General features: G+C 45.2%; 14 protein-coding genes. 9 read left to right on the forward strand and 5 right to left on the reverse strand.

The genetic code is table 11. From position 1 onward, the window contains the following. Positions 1-56 precede the first annotated feature (56 nt). The 3 genes from QQ041_RS23870 to rarD all read right to left on the reverse strand — a co-directional run bounded on the left by QQ041_RS23870 (position 57) and on the right by rarD (position 4,598). The gene (locus QQ041_RS23870; RefSeq protein WP_285955203.1) at positions 57-1,820 is read right to left on the reverse strand and encodes a DUF1501 domain-containing protein; all 1,764 of its coding nucleotides are present in this window, start codon (positions 1,818-1,820) and stop codon (positions 57-59) included. 3 nt (positions 1,821-1,823) lie between these two features. Continuing rightward, positions 1,824-3,326: a DUF1800 family protein gene (locus tag QQ041_RS23875; RefSeq protein WP_285955204.1), complete on the reverse strand. Its 1,503-nt coding sequence runs from the start codon at positions 3,324-3,326 to the stop codon at positions 1,824-1,826. A gap of 366 nt (positions 3,327-3,692) precedes the next feature. After that, positions 3,693-4,598: an EamA family transporter RarD gene (rarD, locus tag QQ041_RS23880; protein ID WP_146491417.1), complete on the reverse strand. Its 906-nt coding sequence runs from the start codon at positions 4,596-4,598 to the stop codon at positions 3,693-3,695. 179 nt (positions 4,599-4,777) lie between these two features. On the opposite strand from rarD, the gene recQ reads away from it, so the two are divergent. The 3 genes from recQ to QQ041_RS23895 all read left to right on the forward strand — a co-directional run bounded on the left by recQ (position 4,778) and on the right by QQ041_RS23895 (position 7,877). Next, positions 4,778-6,616, forward strand: a complete 1,839-nt coding sequence (gene recQ / locus QQ041_RS23885; RefSeq protein WP_146491416.1) for an ATP-dependent DNA helicase RecQ — start codon at positions 4,778-4,780, stop codon at positions 6,614-6,616. A gap of 65 nt (positions 6,617-6,681) precedes the next feature. Continuing rightward, positions 6,682-6,993, forward strand: a complete 312-nt coding sequence (locus QQ041_RS23890; RefSeq protein WP_017061332.1) for a DUF3630 family protein — start codon at positions 6,682-6,684, stop codon at positions 6,991-6,993. Between the two features lie 212 nt (positions 6,994-7,205). Next, positions 7,206-7,877 (forward strand): 7-cyano-7-deazaguanine/7-aminomethyl-7-deazaguanine transporter, encoded by a 672-nt coding sequence (locus tag QQ041_RS23895; RefSeq protein WP_048613244.1) that lies wholly within the window; start codon positions 7,206-7,208, stop codon positions 7,875-7,877. Positions 7,878-7,973: 96 nt separating this feature from the next. Here the strand turns inward: QQ041_RS23895 and gppA are convergent, their stop codons facing one another. Both gppA and rhlB read right to left on the reverse strand, forming a co-directional pair. After that, positions 7,974-9,467 (reverse strand): guanosine-5'-triphosphate,3'-diphosphate diphosphatase, encoded by a 1,494-nt coding sequence (gene gppA / locus QQ041_RS23900; RefSeq protein WP_123285668.1) that lies wholly within the window; start codon positions 9,465-9,467, stop codon positions 7,974-7,976. A gap of 6 nt (positions 9,468-9,473) precedes the next feature. Further along, positions 9,474-10,784: an ATP-dependent RNA helicase RhlB gene (gene rhlB, locus QQ041_RS23905; RefSeq protein ID WP_048610414.1), complete on the reverse strand. Its 1,311-nt coding sequence runs from the start codon at positions 10,782-10,784 to the stop codon at positions 9,474-9,476. Between the two features lie 111 nt (positions 10,785-10,895). Here rhlB and trxA point away from each other — a divergent pair, with 111 nt between their 5' ends. From trxA to fre, 6 genes are all read left to right on the forward strand, one after another. Then, on the forward strand, positions 10,896-11,222 hold the full coding sequence (gene trxA, locus QQ041_RS23910; protein ID WP_010440700.1) for a thioredoxin TrxA: 327 nt from the start codon (positions 10,896-10,898) through the stop codon (positions 11,220-11,222). A gap of 200 nt (positions 11,223-11,422) precedes the next feature. Then, positions 11,423-12,682 carry a transcription termination factor Rho gene (gene rho, locus QQ041_RS23915; protein ID WP_017062978.1) on the forward strand — a complete coding sequence of 420 codons (1,260 nt, stop codon included), beginning with the start codon at positions 11,423-11,425 and terminating at the stop codon, positions 12,680-12,682. A 111-nt stretch (positions 12,683-12,793) separates the two neighbouring features. After that, positions 12,794-13,789, forward strand: coding sequence for a hypothetical protein (locus QQ041_RS23920; protein ID WP_146491415.1), 996 nt, complete (start codon positions 12,794-12,796; stop codon positions 13,787-13,789). Positions 13,790-13,887: 98 nt separating this feature from the next. Beyond that, the gene (gene ubiD / locus QQ041_RS23925) at positions 13,888-15,729 is read left to right on the forward strand and encodes a 4-hydroxy-3-polyprenylbenzoate decarboxylase (protein WP_146491414.1); all 1,842 of its coding nucleotides are present in this window, start codon (positions 13,888-13,890) and stop codon (positions 15,727-15,729) included. Beyond that, positions 15,726-15,995, forward strand: a complete 270-nt coding sequence (locus tag QQ041_RS23930; RefSeq protein WP_008224727.1) for a 2Fe-2S iron-sulfur cluster-binding protein — start codon at positions 15,726-15,728, stop codon at positions 15,993-15,995. The genes ubiD and QQ041_RS23930 overlap by 4 nt, the downstream gene beginning before the upstream one ends. Before the next feature lie 20 nt (positions 15,996-16,015). After that, on the forward strand, positions 16,016-16,729 hold the full coding sequence (fre, locus tag QQ041_RS23935) for an NAD(P)H-flavin reductase (RefSeq protein ID WP_146491413.1): 714 nt from the start codon (positions 16,016-16,018) through the stop codon (positions 16,727-16,729). Positions 16,730-17,361: the final 632 nt, after the last annotated feature.

A 17,361-nucleotide genomic window follows, 5' to 3' on the forward strand; every position in this document is an offset into this window, starting at 1 on the left:
ATCCTTTAAAGGGAAAAAGAATAAAAGCTTTGTCTGATTATTGAAGTGTCGTGATACTAATAACCGACCACTTTGAGTTCTTGGAAGTTATTCCATAGAACTAAGCTTGAAACATCGCCATTATTACCGTTACAAGTGAGGCGAATAAACTTAACCGATGCTCTATTCACGGCTTGTTCCACCAAACTGGTTGTGGTTCCAGGCGTCAAGACGTTGGTTACCAGATCGAAGTTAATGCCATCGCTACTCACTTCGAGATCAAATAGGTATTGTCGAACATCTCCTTTAGCTTGGGAGTAGAGGAGCTTAGTGACGTTCGCAGCGCTGCTAAGTTCAATTAGATATTGAATACCTTGCCCTTTCGCCGTCCACTTGGTTGTACTGTCTCCGTCTACGGCCATTTGCGGTGTATGGTCGGCGCGAGTTTCCGTAGCACTGACGTTAGCAATGGATAGTTCGGTTTCCTGCGCTTCCTGATGATAGTCTCCCAGAACGCCAAGATATCGACTAGTAAATGGGTTGCTGTTGGCTGGCGAAAGCGATGGGAAAATGACATCCACACCTTGTTCACTTAACCCCATCCAACGGCATAAGGTCGCAGCAAGCTGTTCTGAGGATTGGCCCGGGATAAATTTATTGCCCCAAGCATCTTGACCGTCTTTGATAAATTCGGGGTATCGCCCATAGCTGTTACCTCCATTGACGGCATTACCGACCACTAGCTGATTACTTCCCCAACCATGGTCAGTGCCTGATTTACTGTTGTTTTCTATGGTTCGTCCAAAATCTGACATGGTCGATGTCACAACACTGTCTTCCAAGCCAAGTTCAGCAAGAGAGGCATGGAAAGCGCTAACGGCTTGGTCAATGGTTGAAAGCAAACCATCGTGACGTCCTCTCTGACTGCTGTGGTTATCAAACCCACCAATATTGACGAAAAACACCTGACGGCTATGACCGAGATCCGATGATGCTTGTATCATGCGTCTGACCATTCTGAGCTGTGATCCTAGTGAGCTACTTGGAATGGAGCTGTCTCCTGGGTATGAATCGAGCACGAGTTGGATCTCCTGCTGAAAATCTAATATGCCTTTCAGCCGTTTTGTGTACACTTGTTTGAACGGTGAACCGTAAGGTGCATTAACCAATTTGATGAAGTTATTGTTTATTGCACTTGAATGCCCAAGAGCATCCATAGCTCTCACACCACCAGAAGACATTGAGATATCTTTGGAGTTTGCGCCAGTTAATAGTTCATTTCCAGCAAATGAAATGGAGTCGGAAATGATTGCTGTTTCACTGCGAAGCACATCCATCATCATCCCGGCCCAACCATAGCTATGGTAACCATTTTCGCCCCAACTCGACTGCCAAGCGGCTTGTTGCTTGTTGTGAGCCCCAAGGTTAGACGGCTTTCGCACATCGTAGAGATTAGACTTATTGGTGGGCTCAACCAATGGTCCCACGTTTACTACGGTGGCTGCTTGTCCCAAATTCATCATATTAGCTAAATTAGACATACGAGAATTGATACCAAGAGCTTGACCCGATTCAGTACTTGGAATCGCTAAGATTTCAGAGTCAGCAAGTTGAATATTTGGTCTTGCGGCTCGGTAGTTATTTTTGTTTTTAGCGTCGGTAGGCACGATCATATTGAACGAGTCATTTCCTCCATGTAAGAAAAGGCAGACCAACGCTTTATATCCACCTTGCTCATTCGCAAAGGCACTGCTGACTGGAATAGATAAAGAGAGTGGTACCATCCCTGATACGGCTGTACCTGATGCACCTTTGAGAAAGCTTCTGCGTGTAATTGACATAATCTACTCCTGAACCATGAAATCGGGTGAAATGAACGCCATGAACAGCATCTTGGGTACTGCGTAATATTTATTGCCGTGTCCGTTATAGACAGCGGTTAGAAGAGCGGTGACTTCTTGGGATGCTTGACCATTTAAAATTCTCAGGTTGATTGCTTGTAGTAGCTCGTCTTTGCTTTCTGCTCTCGCCATACCCTCTAAGTCAGTTGGGGCAATATACAGCTCTTTACCGTTACTGCTGTTGCCTCGATTTTGACCGAAATCCAGTAAGGTTCGATAGAAGATGTTGTTCATGTCGATCAGTTGATTCCAGTCAATAATCTCTAGCTCGGGTGCGGTTAGGCCTGCATCTGCAAGCGCGCCTTGTGGGCTGTGACTCGGCTGATAAAAATTAAATACCGAATTAGACCCAAGTGGGTACTGATTAAAGCTTTCTTTATAGTTCATTGGGTCATAAACAATATCTCCGCTGCCACCTACGTACGCTTCCATTGCTCTATAGAGATAAGTCATCGCTAGGATAGGCTCTCTGACTTTGGTGACATTGATATCACTGGTTTTGAGTAACTCTGAATCGGTTAAAATTGCTTTGATCACTGAGCCTAAATTTCCACCTGAATTAATAAATTCAGCGGATACGCGAGAAACGTACGCTTGAGTTGGGTTGGAGGTCGTTAACTGTTTAATCAGCATTATTGAAATAAAAGGCGCGACATTGGCATGGGTGGTTATTTGGGCAATAAATTGGTCAAGATCTTCTTCAGCAGTTTGGCCGGGAGGGTAATACTGACCAAGTACCCATTTTTCATCCATGTCATGCAGTGAGTTGTCTGCTGTCATGGGCTCAAGCGTGTTGTTATTGGTGATATCCCAACCGGTAAAGACTCTTGCAGCTCCTTCAACATCGACATCATCATACGTCTCGATAACGCTACCATCCGGGTAAGTGGCTTGAGTTCCATCTTGGTTTAACTCATAAAGCCCAATGGTAAAAAGTTGCATGACTTCTCTGGCGTAGTTCTGATCGGGTGCTTGTCCGGTCAGGCTTTCCGGTTTATTACCATTCATGGTGAGATACTGTCCCATAGCCGGAGAGAGAGTGATGCGCTTAAGTAGCGTAGCAAATGATTCAAAGGCATTGTCGGCAAGCAAGTCATAGTAGTTTGCTAACGCTTCTGGATCGGTGGCGAGATTGGCGTCTTTTTCACTGACTACAAATATTTGGCTTAGTGCAAAGGCCACGCGTTGACGAAGCTGCGCCTCGTCCCATAATGCAATATCAAACCATGCGCCGACACGGCAATCTTGATTTGGGTTACTGAGATTTCTACGATTTGCTTGGTGATAAGTACGATCAAGGTGGCGCATATGTGGTGTGCCGATTTGTTGATCTATCCAATAAGAGCGATTGTCTTGTTCTTTAAACGCATTTAGCTCGGATTGACGAACACCCATGGTTGCCAAGTCTAAGAATCGAGAAGCCTGTTGGTGAGTTAAGTTATCCATATGATTTCCTCTAGCCAAATAGTGGTCCCCAGAAAATGAATAGCTGGTTTCCATTTATATTTCGGGTGTATTAAGAATTAGTTGCTAAAAGGAGATGAATCTAGTTAGAAGTTGAGGGCTTCCCGAGAGTGTGAACCTGTGTGAAAACTCCGATGAAATGCTCGGTGTTGCATATTGAAATGTTGAAGTGGAATGCCATCTAAATGTATGAATTTATTGGATAGATCAGTTCTATGAATGTCACTTGGAGTTACTTTGAGTCATCTGTGGTGAATGGGTTGTAGCAGGGTTTATAGCTAAAGGGGGGAGAGCTTGGCGTGATCCCCAAGCTCTGAGTTGATGTTTTGGTTGATTATACACTTGAGGTTAGAGCTGCCTTTTACTCTTTTTATTCGCTCGATACGCATCAAAGGTAAAGACAAGCAGCGCGCCCCAGATAAAGGCGAAGGTGACTACTTTATCTTGGGTGAATGCTTCTCCATAAATCAGCACGGCCAGCAGTAGCATCAAACTTGGGCCGATGTACTGGAAGAAACCGAGTGTCGATAGCTTCAAGCGAGTTGCAGCGCCAGTAAAACACAGTAGTGGAATGGTTGTAATAACACCTGCTGCAACCAGTAATAGGTTGAGTTGCATCGGGTTCATCGATAAGTCTGAAGTTGGGCTATCAGCAATAAACAGTAAGTAGGTAGCTGCGAGAGGTAGCATCACCAGAGTTTCAATGAACAACCCCGTTTGCGCTTCTAAGCTGACTTTCTTACGTAGCAAACCATAAAAACCAAAGCTGAAGGCTAGGGCAATGGCGACGATCGGCACTGAGCCAAATGCAATCAGTTGGACTAATACACCAATGGCAGCCAGACCAACCGCAAACCATTGTAGTTTACGCAAGCGTTCGCCTAGGAAGAGCATACCGAGCAACACGTTAATTAGCGGGTTGATGTAATACCCCAAACTGGCATCAAGCATGTGATTGGAGTTGACCGCCCAGATAAAGATCAGCCAGTTGGCACCCACTAAAGTAGAGGTCGCTACCAAATAGAGCATTTTTGGTTTTGATGTCAAGGTGTCGCGCACTTTACGCCAGCTGCGGCCAATGTGTAGTAAAAAAGCGAGTAGGAAAAAAGACCATACTACACGGTGGCTAAGGATCTCTAACGGGGAAACGTCACTTAAAGATTTGAAATATATAGGGGCGATACCCCACATGGTGTAAGCACCGATAGCAAGCAAAATACCTTGGCGCGTACGTTGTTGTTCTTCTGGAGTCATGCATCTTTCTCTAGCACAGAGTGCTTATTAATAAGATTTATAAGAGAGTTGGTCAGTATAGGAGCGATAACCCTTTTCACCTAACAATTTGCGGTTTAATTCGCCAGCGTTCCCCTCTACAATGTGCGACTTGCTTGCCGAAGATGCTTGCTGATTTCATACCTCGATTAGGAACCACAATGACCGCCACTCTGATTGCTGAGCAAATACCAACTCCCGCGAATGATGCGCAAACCATCTTACAAGATGTGTTTGGTTATCAAAGCTTTCGCGATGGTCAGCAAGAGGTCATTGACCTGGCCGTTGAAGGCCGAGACAGCTTGGTGATTATGCCAACCGGTGGTGGTAAATCACTGTGTTACCAGATTCCTGCTTTGGTTCGTGAAGGGCTCACTCTGGTTATCTCACCGTTGATCTCTCTTATGAAAGACCAGGTCGATCAATTGAAGGCGAACGGTGTTGCGGCTGAGTGCATTAACTCTTCAATGCCACGAGACCAACTGATGAGTGTGTTCAATCGCATGAATTCGGGCCAATTGAAGATGGTTTATGTGTCGCCAGAGCGTGTGTTGATGCGCGACTTTATCGAACGTCTTCAAGGTTTACCGCTTTCGATGATTGCGGTGGATGAGGCGCACTGTATCTCTCAATGGGGTCACGACTTTCGCCCTGAGTACGCATCATTAGGTCAACTTAAACAGTATTTCCCGCATGTGCCTTATATGGCGCTGACGGCAACCGCTGACGATGCAACACGTAAAGATATTATCTCGCGCCTGCAGCTGGTGGATCCACATACCTACTTGGGTAGTTTTGACCGTCCTAACATTCGCTATAACCTAGTTGAGAAGCATAAGCCCGTGTCACAGGTGGTTCGCTACTTAGAAACACAAAAGGGCAATTGCGGCATCATCTACTGTGGTAGTCGTAAGAAAGTAGAAATGGTGACCGAGAAGCTGTGTAACAACGGTATTCGTGCTGCGGGTTATCACGCAGGCATGGACACCGATGAGCGCGCTTACGTTCAAGAAGCCTTCCAACGTGATGATATCCAGATCGTTGTTGCAACCGTGGCGTTTGGTATGGGTATCAACAAACCCAACGTTCGCTTTGTGGTGCACTTTGATATTCCACGCAACATTGAGTCTTACTATCAAGAGACTGGCCGTGCTGGTCGTGATGGCTTGCCTGCTGAAGCCATGATGCTGTTTGACCCTGCTGATATGGGTTGGCTGCGTCGTATGTTGGATGAGAAAGAAGAAGGCCCGCAAAAACAAGTTGAGATGCACAAGCTGAACGCGATGAGTGCCTTTGCTGAAGCACAAACCTGTCGTCGTCAGGTTCTGCTTAACTACTTTGGTGAATATCGTGAGAAGCAATGTGGCAACTGCGATATCTGTCTCGACCCACCTAAGCATTTTGATGCGACCCAAGAGGCGCAGAAGGCATTGTCTTGTGTGTACCGTGTGAATCAGTCGTTTGGTATGGGCTATGTGGTTGAAGTGATGCGCGGTATGCAGAACATCCGTGTCCGCGATAATGGTCATGACAAGCTGTCTACTTACGGCATTGGCCGCGATCACAGCCACGACTACTGGATCAGTATCTTCCGTCAGTTAATTCACAAGGGCTTGTTGTTCCAGAATATCACCCGTAACTCGACGTTACAGTTAACAGAAGAAGCCCGTCCGCTACTGCGTGGTGAGATGTCTTTGGAGCTGGCAGTGCCTCGTTTAGACACGGCAGTGCGCAATGCTAAGTCCGATAAACTGAGTAGCAAGAATTACGATAAGAAGCTGTTTGCCAAACTGCGTAAGCTGCGTAAGTCGATTGCTGATGAAGATGGTTTGCCACCTTATGTGGTATTCAGTGACGCGACTCTGATTGATATGGCCGAAGTACTGCCAACCTCATACGGTGAGATGTTGGCGGTTAACGGTGTTGGTCAGCGTAAACTCGATAAGTACGCAGATCCATTCTTAGATTTGATTCAAGAACACATCACGACACACGGTTAGTTTGCAGAATCATTTAACTTCTAAAAACGACTAGGTCATAGAAAAAGAATAAGGTTGATAGGGACATGACAACACAAACAGAATTTGGCTTAAGAGAGTATTTAGCTGAGGAAGGGCGTTTATTGATTACGTCTCCAAGTTTTGATTTTGATTCTTATGAAGTGTTAGGTGAAAAGTTGGTGGCGTTACTGTCCGCTTCTGTGGTTGAAAAACAATGGGACGCTGACATGCACTCTTGGTTGATTGATTTTGAAGATTGTCGGATGTTTTTAAAGTCTGAACATTACAGTGAATCAATCTGGTTTGAGTCGCTAAACGCTGAAGAAAGCCGAGAAGAGTTTGATTATCTCGCGACGCTTTTCAAACGCGGTTTTTAACTTCGCTCACCAATAAAAGTGAGAATAAACGTTTGCGTCTGTTCTCACCGTTGCAGCCAATATTGATTAATGTATAATCGCCCGCCGCTCAGTAGAGCAATTTTTTGATACATTTTTTAATTCACATTATTGGTAAGAGCTTTCTTAGATTATTCGAAGAAATGACTCGATTTGGGTTCCCTCACCCCCAAACCAAACTAAAAAGGTACAGCATGAGTAACTTTACCCCTGCGCAACAGCGCAAAGCCCTAGCATTATTAGTTTTGTTCCATTTAGTCATTATTGCATCAAGCAACTATCTGGTTCAGCTACCTTTTACCGTTTTCGGTATGCACACCACTTGGGGTGCTTTCACTTTCCCGTTTATCTTCCTAGCGACCGATCTGACCGTACGCATTTTTGGCGCGCAGCTTGCTCGTAAAATCATTTTCTTAGTGATGCTACCTGCACTGGCCGTTTCTTATTTCTTGTCAGTGGTATTCTTTGAAGGTTCATTCCAAGGGTTTAGCCAACTAGGCGAGTTCAACCTGTTTGTTGCACGTATCGCCGCGGCGAGCTTCATGGCTTACTTGCTTGGTCAGATCTTGGATGTGCATGTTTTTAACCGCCTACGTCAGCTTAAACAATGGTGGGTTGCCCCAACATGCTCAACGTTATTCGGTAATGCTATTGATACCATCGCGTTCTTTGCGATTGCTTTCTACCAAAGCCCAGATCCATTCATGGCCGAGCATTGGACTGAGATTGCCTTAGTCGATTACGGATTCAAACTTATCATCAGCTTAGGTTTATTCGTGCCTATGTACGGCGTGCTTCTGAACTACATTGTTAGAAAGCTAACGGCTGTGAACCCTGACTTTAAAGCGACAGGCGTGAACGTTTAAGGATCAGATTAGAAACGCATTAATGCAAAGATAAGAAAAAGCCCAAGTTAGTCTACTAACTTGGGCTTTTTTAATTCCTAGCGTCAGGTACTAATATCAGAGGCATTCAATATTCAATGGCCAGCCAATATCGGTTTGTCTATTCGACTCGATCTCTAGCTCAGCAGCGGTCAGCGGGTTGTCTGCTAGCCATTGCTTAGAAAGCGTCAAGGTCAGATTGTTACCATCGGTTGCAAGCTTAAACTCAGGCTCTAGTGCTGGATTGCGACGGTGAGTCAACAAAATAGCTAAACGCAAAATACGTAAAATACGCTTGCTGCTGGTGCCTGAGATAGCGTGCTGCTCTGGTAATGAGGTTAACTGTTCACGGTAGCGACGAGTTAACTCACCCAAGTAGTGCTTTTGCGCTCGAGTAAAGCCTGGTAGGTCTAAGTTCTGCAGTAGGTATGCGCTGTGCTCACCGCCTTTTTTGAAATCGATGGTTAAACCAATCTCATGAAGCTTAGCTGCCGTTTGCAGTAGCACACCAGCTTGAGGTTCTGAAACCCACGCTTCGGCGCCTGCTTGCTCTAGCAGCGTTTGTGCGACTACAGCAACTTGTTCACCGTAGCTTACGTCCATTTGGTAGCGTGATTGAACACTCTTAATGGTACGTGCACGAATGTCTTCTTGGCGCAACTCATCAACCATCTCGTAGGCTAGGCCTTCACGGAGTGCACCGCCTGCGAGTGTCATTGAATCAATTTCAAGCAGCTCAAAAATAGCAATAAGAATTGAAAGTCCACTCGGGAACACCAATGCGCGTTCAAGAGTCAGTCCTTCAATTTCTAGCTCTTCCAAGCGCTCAGTAATCATCGCTTGTTTCTGTAGGCGCTTAAGTTTGGCATGAGTAATTACTTCATCCATGCCTTGAGCCAACATGATTTCTTGTAGTGCCTGAACGGTACCACTGGCGCCCACACACACATCCCATCCGATATCAGTGTAGCTATCGAGGATAGGAGCCAACGTCGACTTCGCCGCTTCAATAGCGTTGTTAAAGTTGGTTGCGGTTAATTGGCGATCTTTAAAGTGGCGTTCAAGCCAAGTAACACAGCCCATCTTTAGGCTGGTTAGTGCTTTCGCTGAGAAGCCTTCACCAATGATCATTTCGGTGCTTGCGCCACCAATATCAACAACCAGCCGGCGGCCACTGCCACCAGAAGTGTGTGCTACGCCTTTATAGATAGTCGCAGCCTCTTCTTCACCGGAGATAACATTGATGTCGTAACCAAGGATCTGGTTCGCTTTCTCAAGAAAGATATCCACATTGATAGCGGTACGTAGGGTCGCTGTACCGACAATGCGGATATTTTCTTTTGGAATATCTTGCAGTCGCTCTGCAAAGAGACTCAAACAGTCCCAACCGCGCTGCATGGCTTCTGTACTAAGCGCATTATTTTCATCTAAGCCTGCAGCTAAACGCACTTTGCGCTTAATTTTAGCCATGGTTTGTACGCTGCCATCGATATGACGCACAACGAGCATATGAAAACTGTTCGACCCGAGGTCGATTGCAGCGTAAAGCGGTGGTGACACTGTTTGACTCATAAGCGACTAAGCTTCCTTGTTATGACGCGGTTGGCGTGGGCGACGGTTCTGGTTTGGTTTACGGTTGCCGTTGCGTGGGCCATTGTTATTTGAGCGGCGTTGTTGCGGGTTACGTGTGCGTAAACGCAATGGTGCTGGTAGATCTTCTAGCAGTGCAGAAGCATCGTAGTCAGACACAGGGATAGCGTGCTCAATGTATTCTTCGATTGGTGGCAAGTTGATTGCGTAATCTTCACAAGCAAAGCTGATTGAGTGACCACTTGCACCAGCACGACCGGTACGGCCGATACGGTGAACGTAATCTTCACAGTCATCAGGTAGATCGAAGTTGAATACGTGTGTTACTTGAGGAATGTGTAGGCCACGTGCTGCAACGTCGGTTGCGACAAGTAGATCAACATCACCTTTAGTGAATTGCTCAAGAATCTTTTCACGTTTCTTTTGAGGAACATCGCCAGTTAGTAGGCCAACACGGTGACCATCTGCAGCTAGATGACCCCAAACAGACTCACACTTGTGCTTAGTGTTAGCGAAGATGATGGCGCGTTCAGGCCACTCTTCTTCAACTAGCGTCTGCAGAAGTGCCATTTTGTGTTCATTTGATGGGTAGAACAGCTCTTCCTGAATACGGTGACCTGTTTTACGCTCTGGCTCAACAACAACATGCTCTGGGTTGTGCATGTGTTCGAATGCTAGCTCTTGTACGCGGTAAGACAATGTCGCAGAGAACAGCATGTTCAGACGATCTTTTGGCTCAGGCATACGGCGAAACAAGAAGCGGATGTCTTTGATGAAACCAAGATCGAACATGCGATCAGCTTCGTCAAGAACAACGGCTTGAATGTGGTTAAGGTTAAATACCTTTTGCTTGTAGAAATCGATGATGCGGCCAGTCGTACCAATTAAGATATCTGCGCCTTCTTCGATCTTACCTAGTTGCTTGTCGTAGCTTTCGCCACCGTAAGCAAGTGCTGCCTTGATACCTGTGCTTTCAACCAGAGAGTCAGCATCGTTGTAGATCTGAATCGCGAGTTCACGCGTTGGTGCCATAATAATCGCACGTGGCTGGTTAGGCTTACGCCCTTCATGCTCAGGTGTTTTTAGCAGGTGGTTAAAAGTAGCAGTAAGAAACGCAAGCGTTTTACCAGTACCCGTTTGGGCCTGGCCTGCAATGTCTTGGCCGGTGAGCAGTACCGGGAGCGCCAAGGCTTGGATAGGGGTACAATAATCGAACCCTTTTTTCTCCAATCCTTCAATGACTTGCGGAAGTAAATCCAAGTCGGCGAACTTTTGCTCTGTGATATGCGTCTTTTTCATTGCTATAGAATATCAGCTTAAGCTTGCAATACGAAAGTAAATACATTCCAATAGGGCATCTATTTACTGGTTATCATCCAACCAGTTCTAAAAAATACATTGGAGTGGAAGATGAGTGATAAGATTTTGCAGCTAACTGATGACGGTTTTGATAACGATGTAATCAACGCTGCAGGCCCTGTTCTTGTTGATTTTTGGGCAGAATGGTGTGGTCCATGTAAAATGATTGCGCCGATTCTTGACGAAATCGCAGACGAGTACGAAGGCAAGCTCACAATCGGTAAATTAAATATCGACCAAAATGCTGGTACTCCACCAAAATTTGGTATTCGCGGTATTCCAACGCTACTTCTTTTCAAAGATGGTGGCGTAGCAGCGACTAAAGTTGGTGCACTATCTAAAACTCAACTTAAAGAGTTCTTAGACGCTAACCTTTAATAAGGTCAGCATTTGAAAAGAAACCGTGCAGTTAACAAATGCGCGGTTTTGTTTTTTCTAAGCTATGGACTAGTCTTAGTTTTAGTGCTAATTTATCGCACGTTAATTGAACGAATTTCTCTTCTTGGTCGATCCTGTGACCAAATCCTTCTTAACTTAAGAAAACAGATCCTATTTTGACTAAACAAACTTCCACCACTATGAATCTTACTGAACTGAAGAACAGACCTGTGTCTGAGCTTGTTAAACTTAGCGAAAGCTTAGGTCTTGAAAATCAAGCTCGCCTAAGAAAACAAGACATTATCTTCTCCATCCTTAAAGCGCATGCAAAAAGTGGTGAAGACATCTTTGGTGATGGTGTTCTAGAAATTCTTCAAGACGGTTTTGGTTTCCTACGTAGCGCCGACAGTTCATACCTGGCTGGCCCAGATGATATCTACGTATCTCCAAGCCAAATTCGTCGTTTTAACCTTCGCACTGGTGACTCTATTGGCGGTAAAATCCGTCCACCTAAAGATGGCGAACGTTACTTTGCACTGCTTAAAGTAAACACGGTTAACTACGACAAGCCAGACAACGCTCGTAACAAGATTCTTTTCGAAAACCTTACTCCTCTTCACGCCAACGAACGTATGGTGATGGAAGCGGGTAATGGTGCGACTGAAGATATTACGGCCCGTATTCTTGACCTTGCATCTCCTATTGGTAAAGGTCAGCGTGGTCTGATTGTTGCTCCGCCTAAAGCGGGTAAGACAATGCTTCTGCAAAACATTGCCCAAAGCATTGCTCGTAACCATCCTGAATGTGAACTAATGGTTCTACTTATCGATGAGCGTCCAGAAGAAGTAACTGAAATGCAGCGTCTAGTTAAAGGCGAAGTAGTTGCTTCAACATTCGATGAGCCAGCATCTCGCCACGTACAAGTTGCAGAAATGGTTATCGAGAAAGCGAAACGCCTTGTTGAACACAAGAAAGACGTGGTTATCCTGCTGGATTCTATTACTCGTCTAGCTCGTGCTTACAACACTGTGATTCCTTCATCAGGTAAAGTTCTTACTGGTGGTGTTGATGCGAATGCTCTACATCGTCCAAAGCGTTTCTTCGGTGCGGCACGTAACGTAGAAGAAGGCGGTAGCTTAACGATCATCGCAACAGCACTGGTTGATACTGGTTCTAAGATGGATGAAGTTATCTACGAAGAATTCAAAGGCACAGGTAACATGGAACTGCACCTTAACCGTAAGATTGCGGAAAAGCGCGTATTCCCAGCGATTGATTTCAACCGCTCTGGTACTCGTCGTGAAGAGCTTCTTACGAAGAACGATGAACTACAGAAGATGTGGATTCTGCGTAAGATTGTTCACCCAATGGGCGAAATCGACGCAATGGAATTCCTTATCGATAAGCTAGCAATGACCAAAACGAACGATGAGTTCTTTGACGCAATGCGTCGTCAGTAATATTGATTAGCTGATCGTTATTTAATAAGCGCTGCCTTCGGGTGGCGCTTTTTATTTGCATTTTGTAGCGACAGCTTGCAGAATGATCAAAAGTGTTACAAGGAAGTTAAAATGCAACATGGACTGTTGTCATCATTACTCCTGTCTACTTCACTGTTATTTTCACCGGTTGGTATGAGCTATGCCACCGAGATGTCTCCATTTACAGTAGAGTCTTGGCTTGAGAATGATCAAGTAAAACTGAAAACTGCTGAACTACTCGAGCTTGTCGTACGTGACGAAGTCAATTCGCTACGTTTTGCACTTGAGCGCCTGACATTTCCCCAACAAGAGGTGGCTCGTTACCAACTCTTGAAGAAGCTCGAACAGCAAAAAACCGTACTCACACCTAAGATGTCCATCTTCGTCGAGCAGCAACTCGCTATCACGCCCACTTATCAAGTATTAGAGCGTGGAGATGGCTACGAGTTTACGGTACCTGCCTTTAATTATCCTTCAATAGCTAATCGTCTCATCAAACAGTGGCGTCAAGATCAGAAGACACTGGTGTTTGTACTAGATGCAGAGAAGCAGGAACTCGACCTAAAAGAGTGGTTATCTGGATCTGAACATCAAGTTCAAACGCGAGAAGCGCTGCTCATCAGAGAGTTAGACAGTTTGTCTCCTGAAGCGGTTGATTACCTAACTAAGCAGCTCACTGCATCTTCTATTGTTAGTTGGTTACCTTCTACTGAGGTGGTGGTTCGATTAGCGCAAGTGAGCGAAGACCCAGAGGTCTACAAAATTCTATGGAGAATGAAGGCCGATTATCATAGCCAAGCTGAGCTAGTGCGCCTTGCTGGAACCAAACAAACGTTCGCACTTGAACAGGTGATGGCAGCGACCAAAAACCCGCGTTTGAAAGATGAAGCGATTACTTTGCTTACCAAGGTTAACCCGTTATCAGAAGAGGTGAAGCAGTTTCTTGTCTCTAGGATGGCGATTGCCGATGAAGCGCCTTTAGTCGCGCGTGAACTTGCCAAACAAGGTCATACGCGATGGTTGCAAGATCTCGTCAATGATAACCCTCAGGTGAAGAGCTCTTTGATCGAGCAAGCATTACCGTAAAGTGGATTTTGCCTTTCAATAACCACACTAAAAAGGGGGATCTCAGCGTCACCCTTTTTGATATACTGAGCGCAGAATAATCAGCATGTAGAAGCCCTATGAGTTTTAAAGATTTACGTGATTTTATCGACCATCTTGAAAGTATTGGTCAGTTGAAACGCATTTCTCACCCAGTCGATCCAGACTACGAAATGACCGAGATTAGCGACCGTACTCTACGTGCTGGTGGCCCGGCTCTTTTGTTTGAAAATCCAGTAGGCTATGACATGCCTGTTTTGACCAACCTATTTGGTACACCTAACCGGGTTGCTATTGGTATGGGGCGTCAGGAAGTCAAAGAGCTGCGTGAAGTGGGCAAGTTGCTTGCTTACCTAAAAGAACCAGAGCCACCAAAAGGCTTTAAAGACGCTCTTGATAAACTGCCCGTGTTTAAGCAAGTCTTAAACATGCCGGCTAAACGCCTTCGCAAAGCGGCTTGCCAACAAGTGGTATGGCAAGGCGATGACGTCGACCTAGATAAAATTCCGGTGATGAGCTGTTGGGCTGACGATGTCGCACCATTACTAACATGGGGTTTAACGGTTACTCGTGGTCCAAACAAGAAACGCCAAAACTTAGGCATCTATCGCCAGCAAAAAATCGGTAAGAATAAAATCATCATGCGTTGGTTAGCCCACCGTGGTGGAGCGCTGGATTTGCGCGATTGGATGGAAACCAACCCTGGTAAACCATTTCCGGTATCGGTAGCGTTTGGTGCCGACCCAGCTACCATTCTTGGTGCGGTTACGCCAGTTCCGGATACTTTATCTGAGTACGCGTTTGCAGGCTTACTACGTGGTAGTAAAACTGAGGTCGTTAAATCAATCAGCAACGACTTAGAGGTTCCTGCAAGTGCGGAAATCGTGATGGAAGGTTACATCGACCCGAATGAATTTGCGGATGAAGGGCCTTACGGAGACCATACTGGTTACTACAACGAGAAAGAAAAGCACCATGTGTTTACTATTACTCATGTAACCATGCGCGAGAACCCTATCTATCACAGCACCTATACTGGCCGTCCACCGGATGAGCCTGCGGTATTGGGGGTTGCGCTAAATGAAGTGTTTGTTCCTATTCTTCAAAAGCAGTTCCCAGAGATTGAAGATTTCTATCTACCGCCTGAAGGTTGTTCGTACCGAATGGCAGTAGTGACCATGAAGAAGCAATACCCAGGTCACGCTAAGCGCGTGATGATGGGTGTATGGTCTTTCTTGCGTCAATTCATGTACACCAAGTTTGTATTGGTGTGCGATGAGGATGTGAACGCACGTGATTGGTCTCAAGTAACCGCAGCGATGTGCGAACATATGGATCCGTCACGCGATAGCCTGATGATAGAGAACACGCCGATCGATTCATTGGATTTTGCCTCACCCGTGGTTGGGTTAGGTTCTAAGATGGGCCTAGATATCACTAAGAAGTGGGACGCAGAGTTAGCGCTATCGCCAGATGTCCAAGCAGCACCTGTAAATAGTGAATATATAGAGGGTAGCTTGGCTGAGCTAACCAAGGCTCACCCTGAAATTATTGATATTCACCTGCAAAACGACAATGCCAGCATGATTGTGGTGTGTATTGATAAGCAAGCAGCCGGTAATGGCAAGAAAATCATGGAAGCGGTTTGGTCTCAATTTGATGAGAACAAGTTTGTTATCGTGTGTGACGGCGATGTCAATGTGAGTGATTGGAATGACATCATTTGGGCGGTAACGACAAGAATGGATCCGGCCAGAGATACGTTATTCCTACAGAATGAAACTGGACACTCAAAAATGGGCCTCGATGCGACCAATAAGTGGGAAGGTGAATGCTTGCGTGAGTGGGGTGTACCAATCACAAAAGATCCTGATGTCGTGAAAAAGATTGATAGCATCTGGGAACAGCTAGGAATTTCATGAGCTACCAAGTAGTCTTATACCCAGAAAACATCAGTTTCACAGTAGAAAAAGGGCAAACGGTCTTGGATGCTGCGCTCAACAGCGATATCTATTTCCCAAACCGTTGCCAAGTTGGCGCATGCGCAATGTGTATGTGCAAAAAATTAGAAGGGCAAGTGAGTTACCACCTTGAACCCATGCTCACAGAGAAAGAGCAGCAACAAGGCTGGATTTTTGCTTGCCAAGCATTTGCAGAAAGTAATTTAGTTCTAACCTTTGCCGATTAAGGGTTAGTAAGAGGAAGAACATGACTATTAAATGTAAAGTGAAGTCTATCGAGCCTTTGGCTTGTAATACTTACCAAATCCTACTTCACCCAGAAACACCGGTCGCTTTTAAAGCGGGCCAGTACCTGATGGTTGAAATGGGCGAGAAAGATAAGCGCCCATTCTCTATCGCAAGTAGCCCTTGCCGCCACGAAGGTGAGCTTGAGCTACATATTGGTGCTGCCGAGCATAATGCTTACGCACTAGAAGTGGTTGAAGCGATGAAGAAGGCACAAGCTGAAGATGGCGATATTGCTATTGATGCTCCACACGGAGATGCTTGGATCAAAGAAGAAAGCGATCGCCCTTTATTACTTATTGCTGGTGGCACGGGTTTCAGCTACGTGCGCTCTATTCTTGATCACTGCATCGCGCAAAATAGCTCGAAAGAGATCTACCTATACTGGGGCGCAAAAGATGAGTGCCAGTTATATGCGAAAGAAGAGCTGGTTGGCATTGCAGAAAAGCATAGCAATGTGCACTTTGTACCGGTAGTAGAAGAAGCACCGGAAGTTTGGCACGGTCAAACTGGTAATGTGCTTGAGGCTATTACGGAAAGTTTCGAATCATTAGCTGATTTCGATATCTATATTGCAGGTCGTTTTGAAATGGCGGGCGCTGCAAGAGACCTATTTACTCAGAATAAAGAAGCAAAGCGTGACCATATGTACGCAGATGCTTACGCATTTATCTAACAATACCCTTAGGTTTTGAGCAAAAAGAGAGCAGAAATGCTCTCTTTTTTACGTTTAGGTGAACTATTAGGCAGTTAACCCCTATTTATTCATTTTTTATGAAAAAGTAGTTGCTAAGCTGAGAGGGTTCCCTATAATGCGACACCACTGAGACGGCAGACGCCACAAGGCTTCAGCAAGAATCAGTAAGACGGAAAGCGACAAAAAATTAATTTTCAAAAAGTGTTTGACACTGAATGTTAATTCGCTAGAATGACCGTCCACTTCGAGAGGCTCCTTACTTAAAAGGAACGCTCAAGAAGTTAAGCTCTTTAACAATTTAAACCTATCAATCTGTGTGGGCACTCGTTGATGAATATCAAAACGTTTTATCGTTAGATAAAACAGATTCTTCGGAATCAAAATTGATTTCAATGAACTGAGTGACCAATACAAATAATTACTTTCTTTATAGAGAGGGGTTATTTGGCACAGTCAATTCATTACCATTCTGTTGGAATGGTAATAGCTTTAGAATTACATGTTCATTTTCGAATGAATATTAGTTTTGAAGTCAGTATTCGTTGAGTCACACCTATTAGTTTAGGTAATCAAAACTTTAAATTGAAGAGTTTGATCATGGCTCAGATTGA

The organism is Vibrio sp. TMPB1044 (assembly GCF_030442075.1).
GTDB lineage: Bacteria > Pseudomonadota > Gammaproteobacteria > Enterobacterales > Vibrionaceae > Vibrio > Vibrio satsumensis.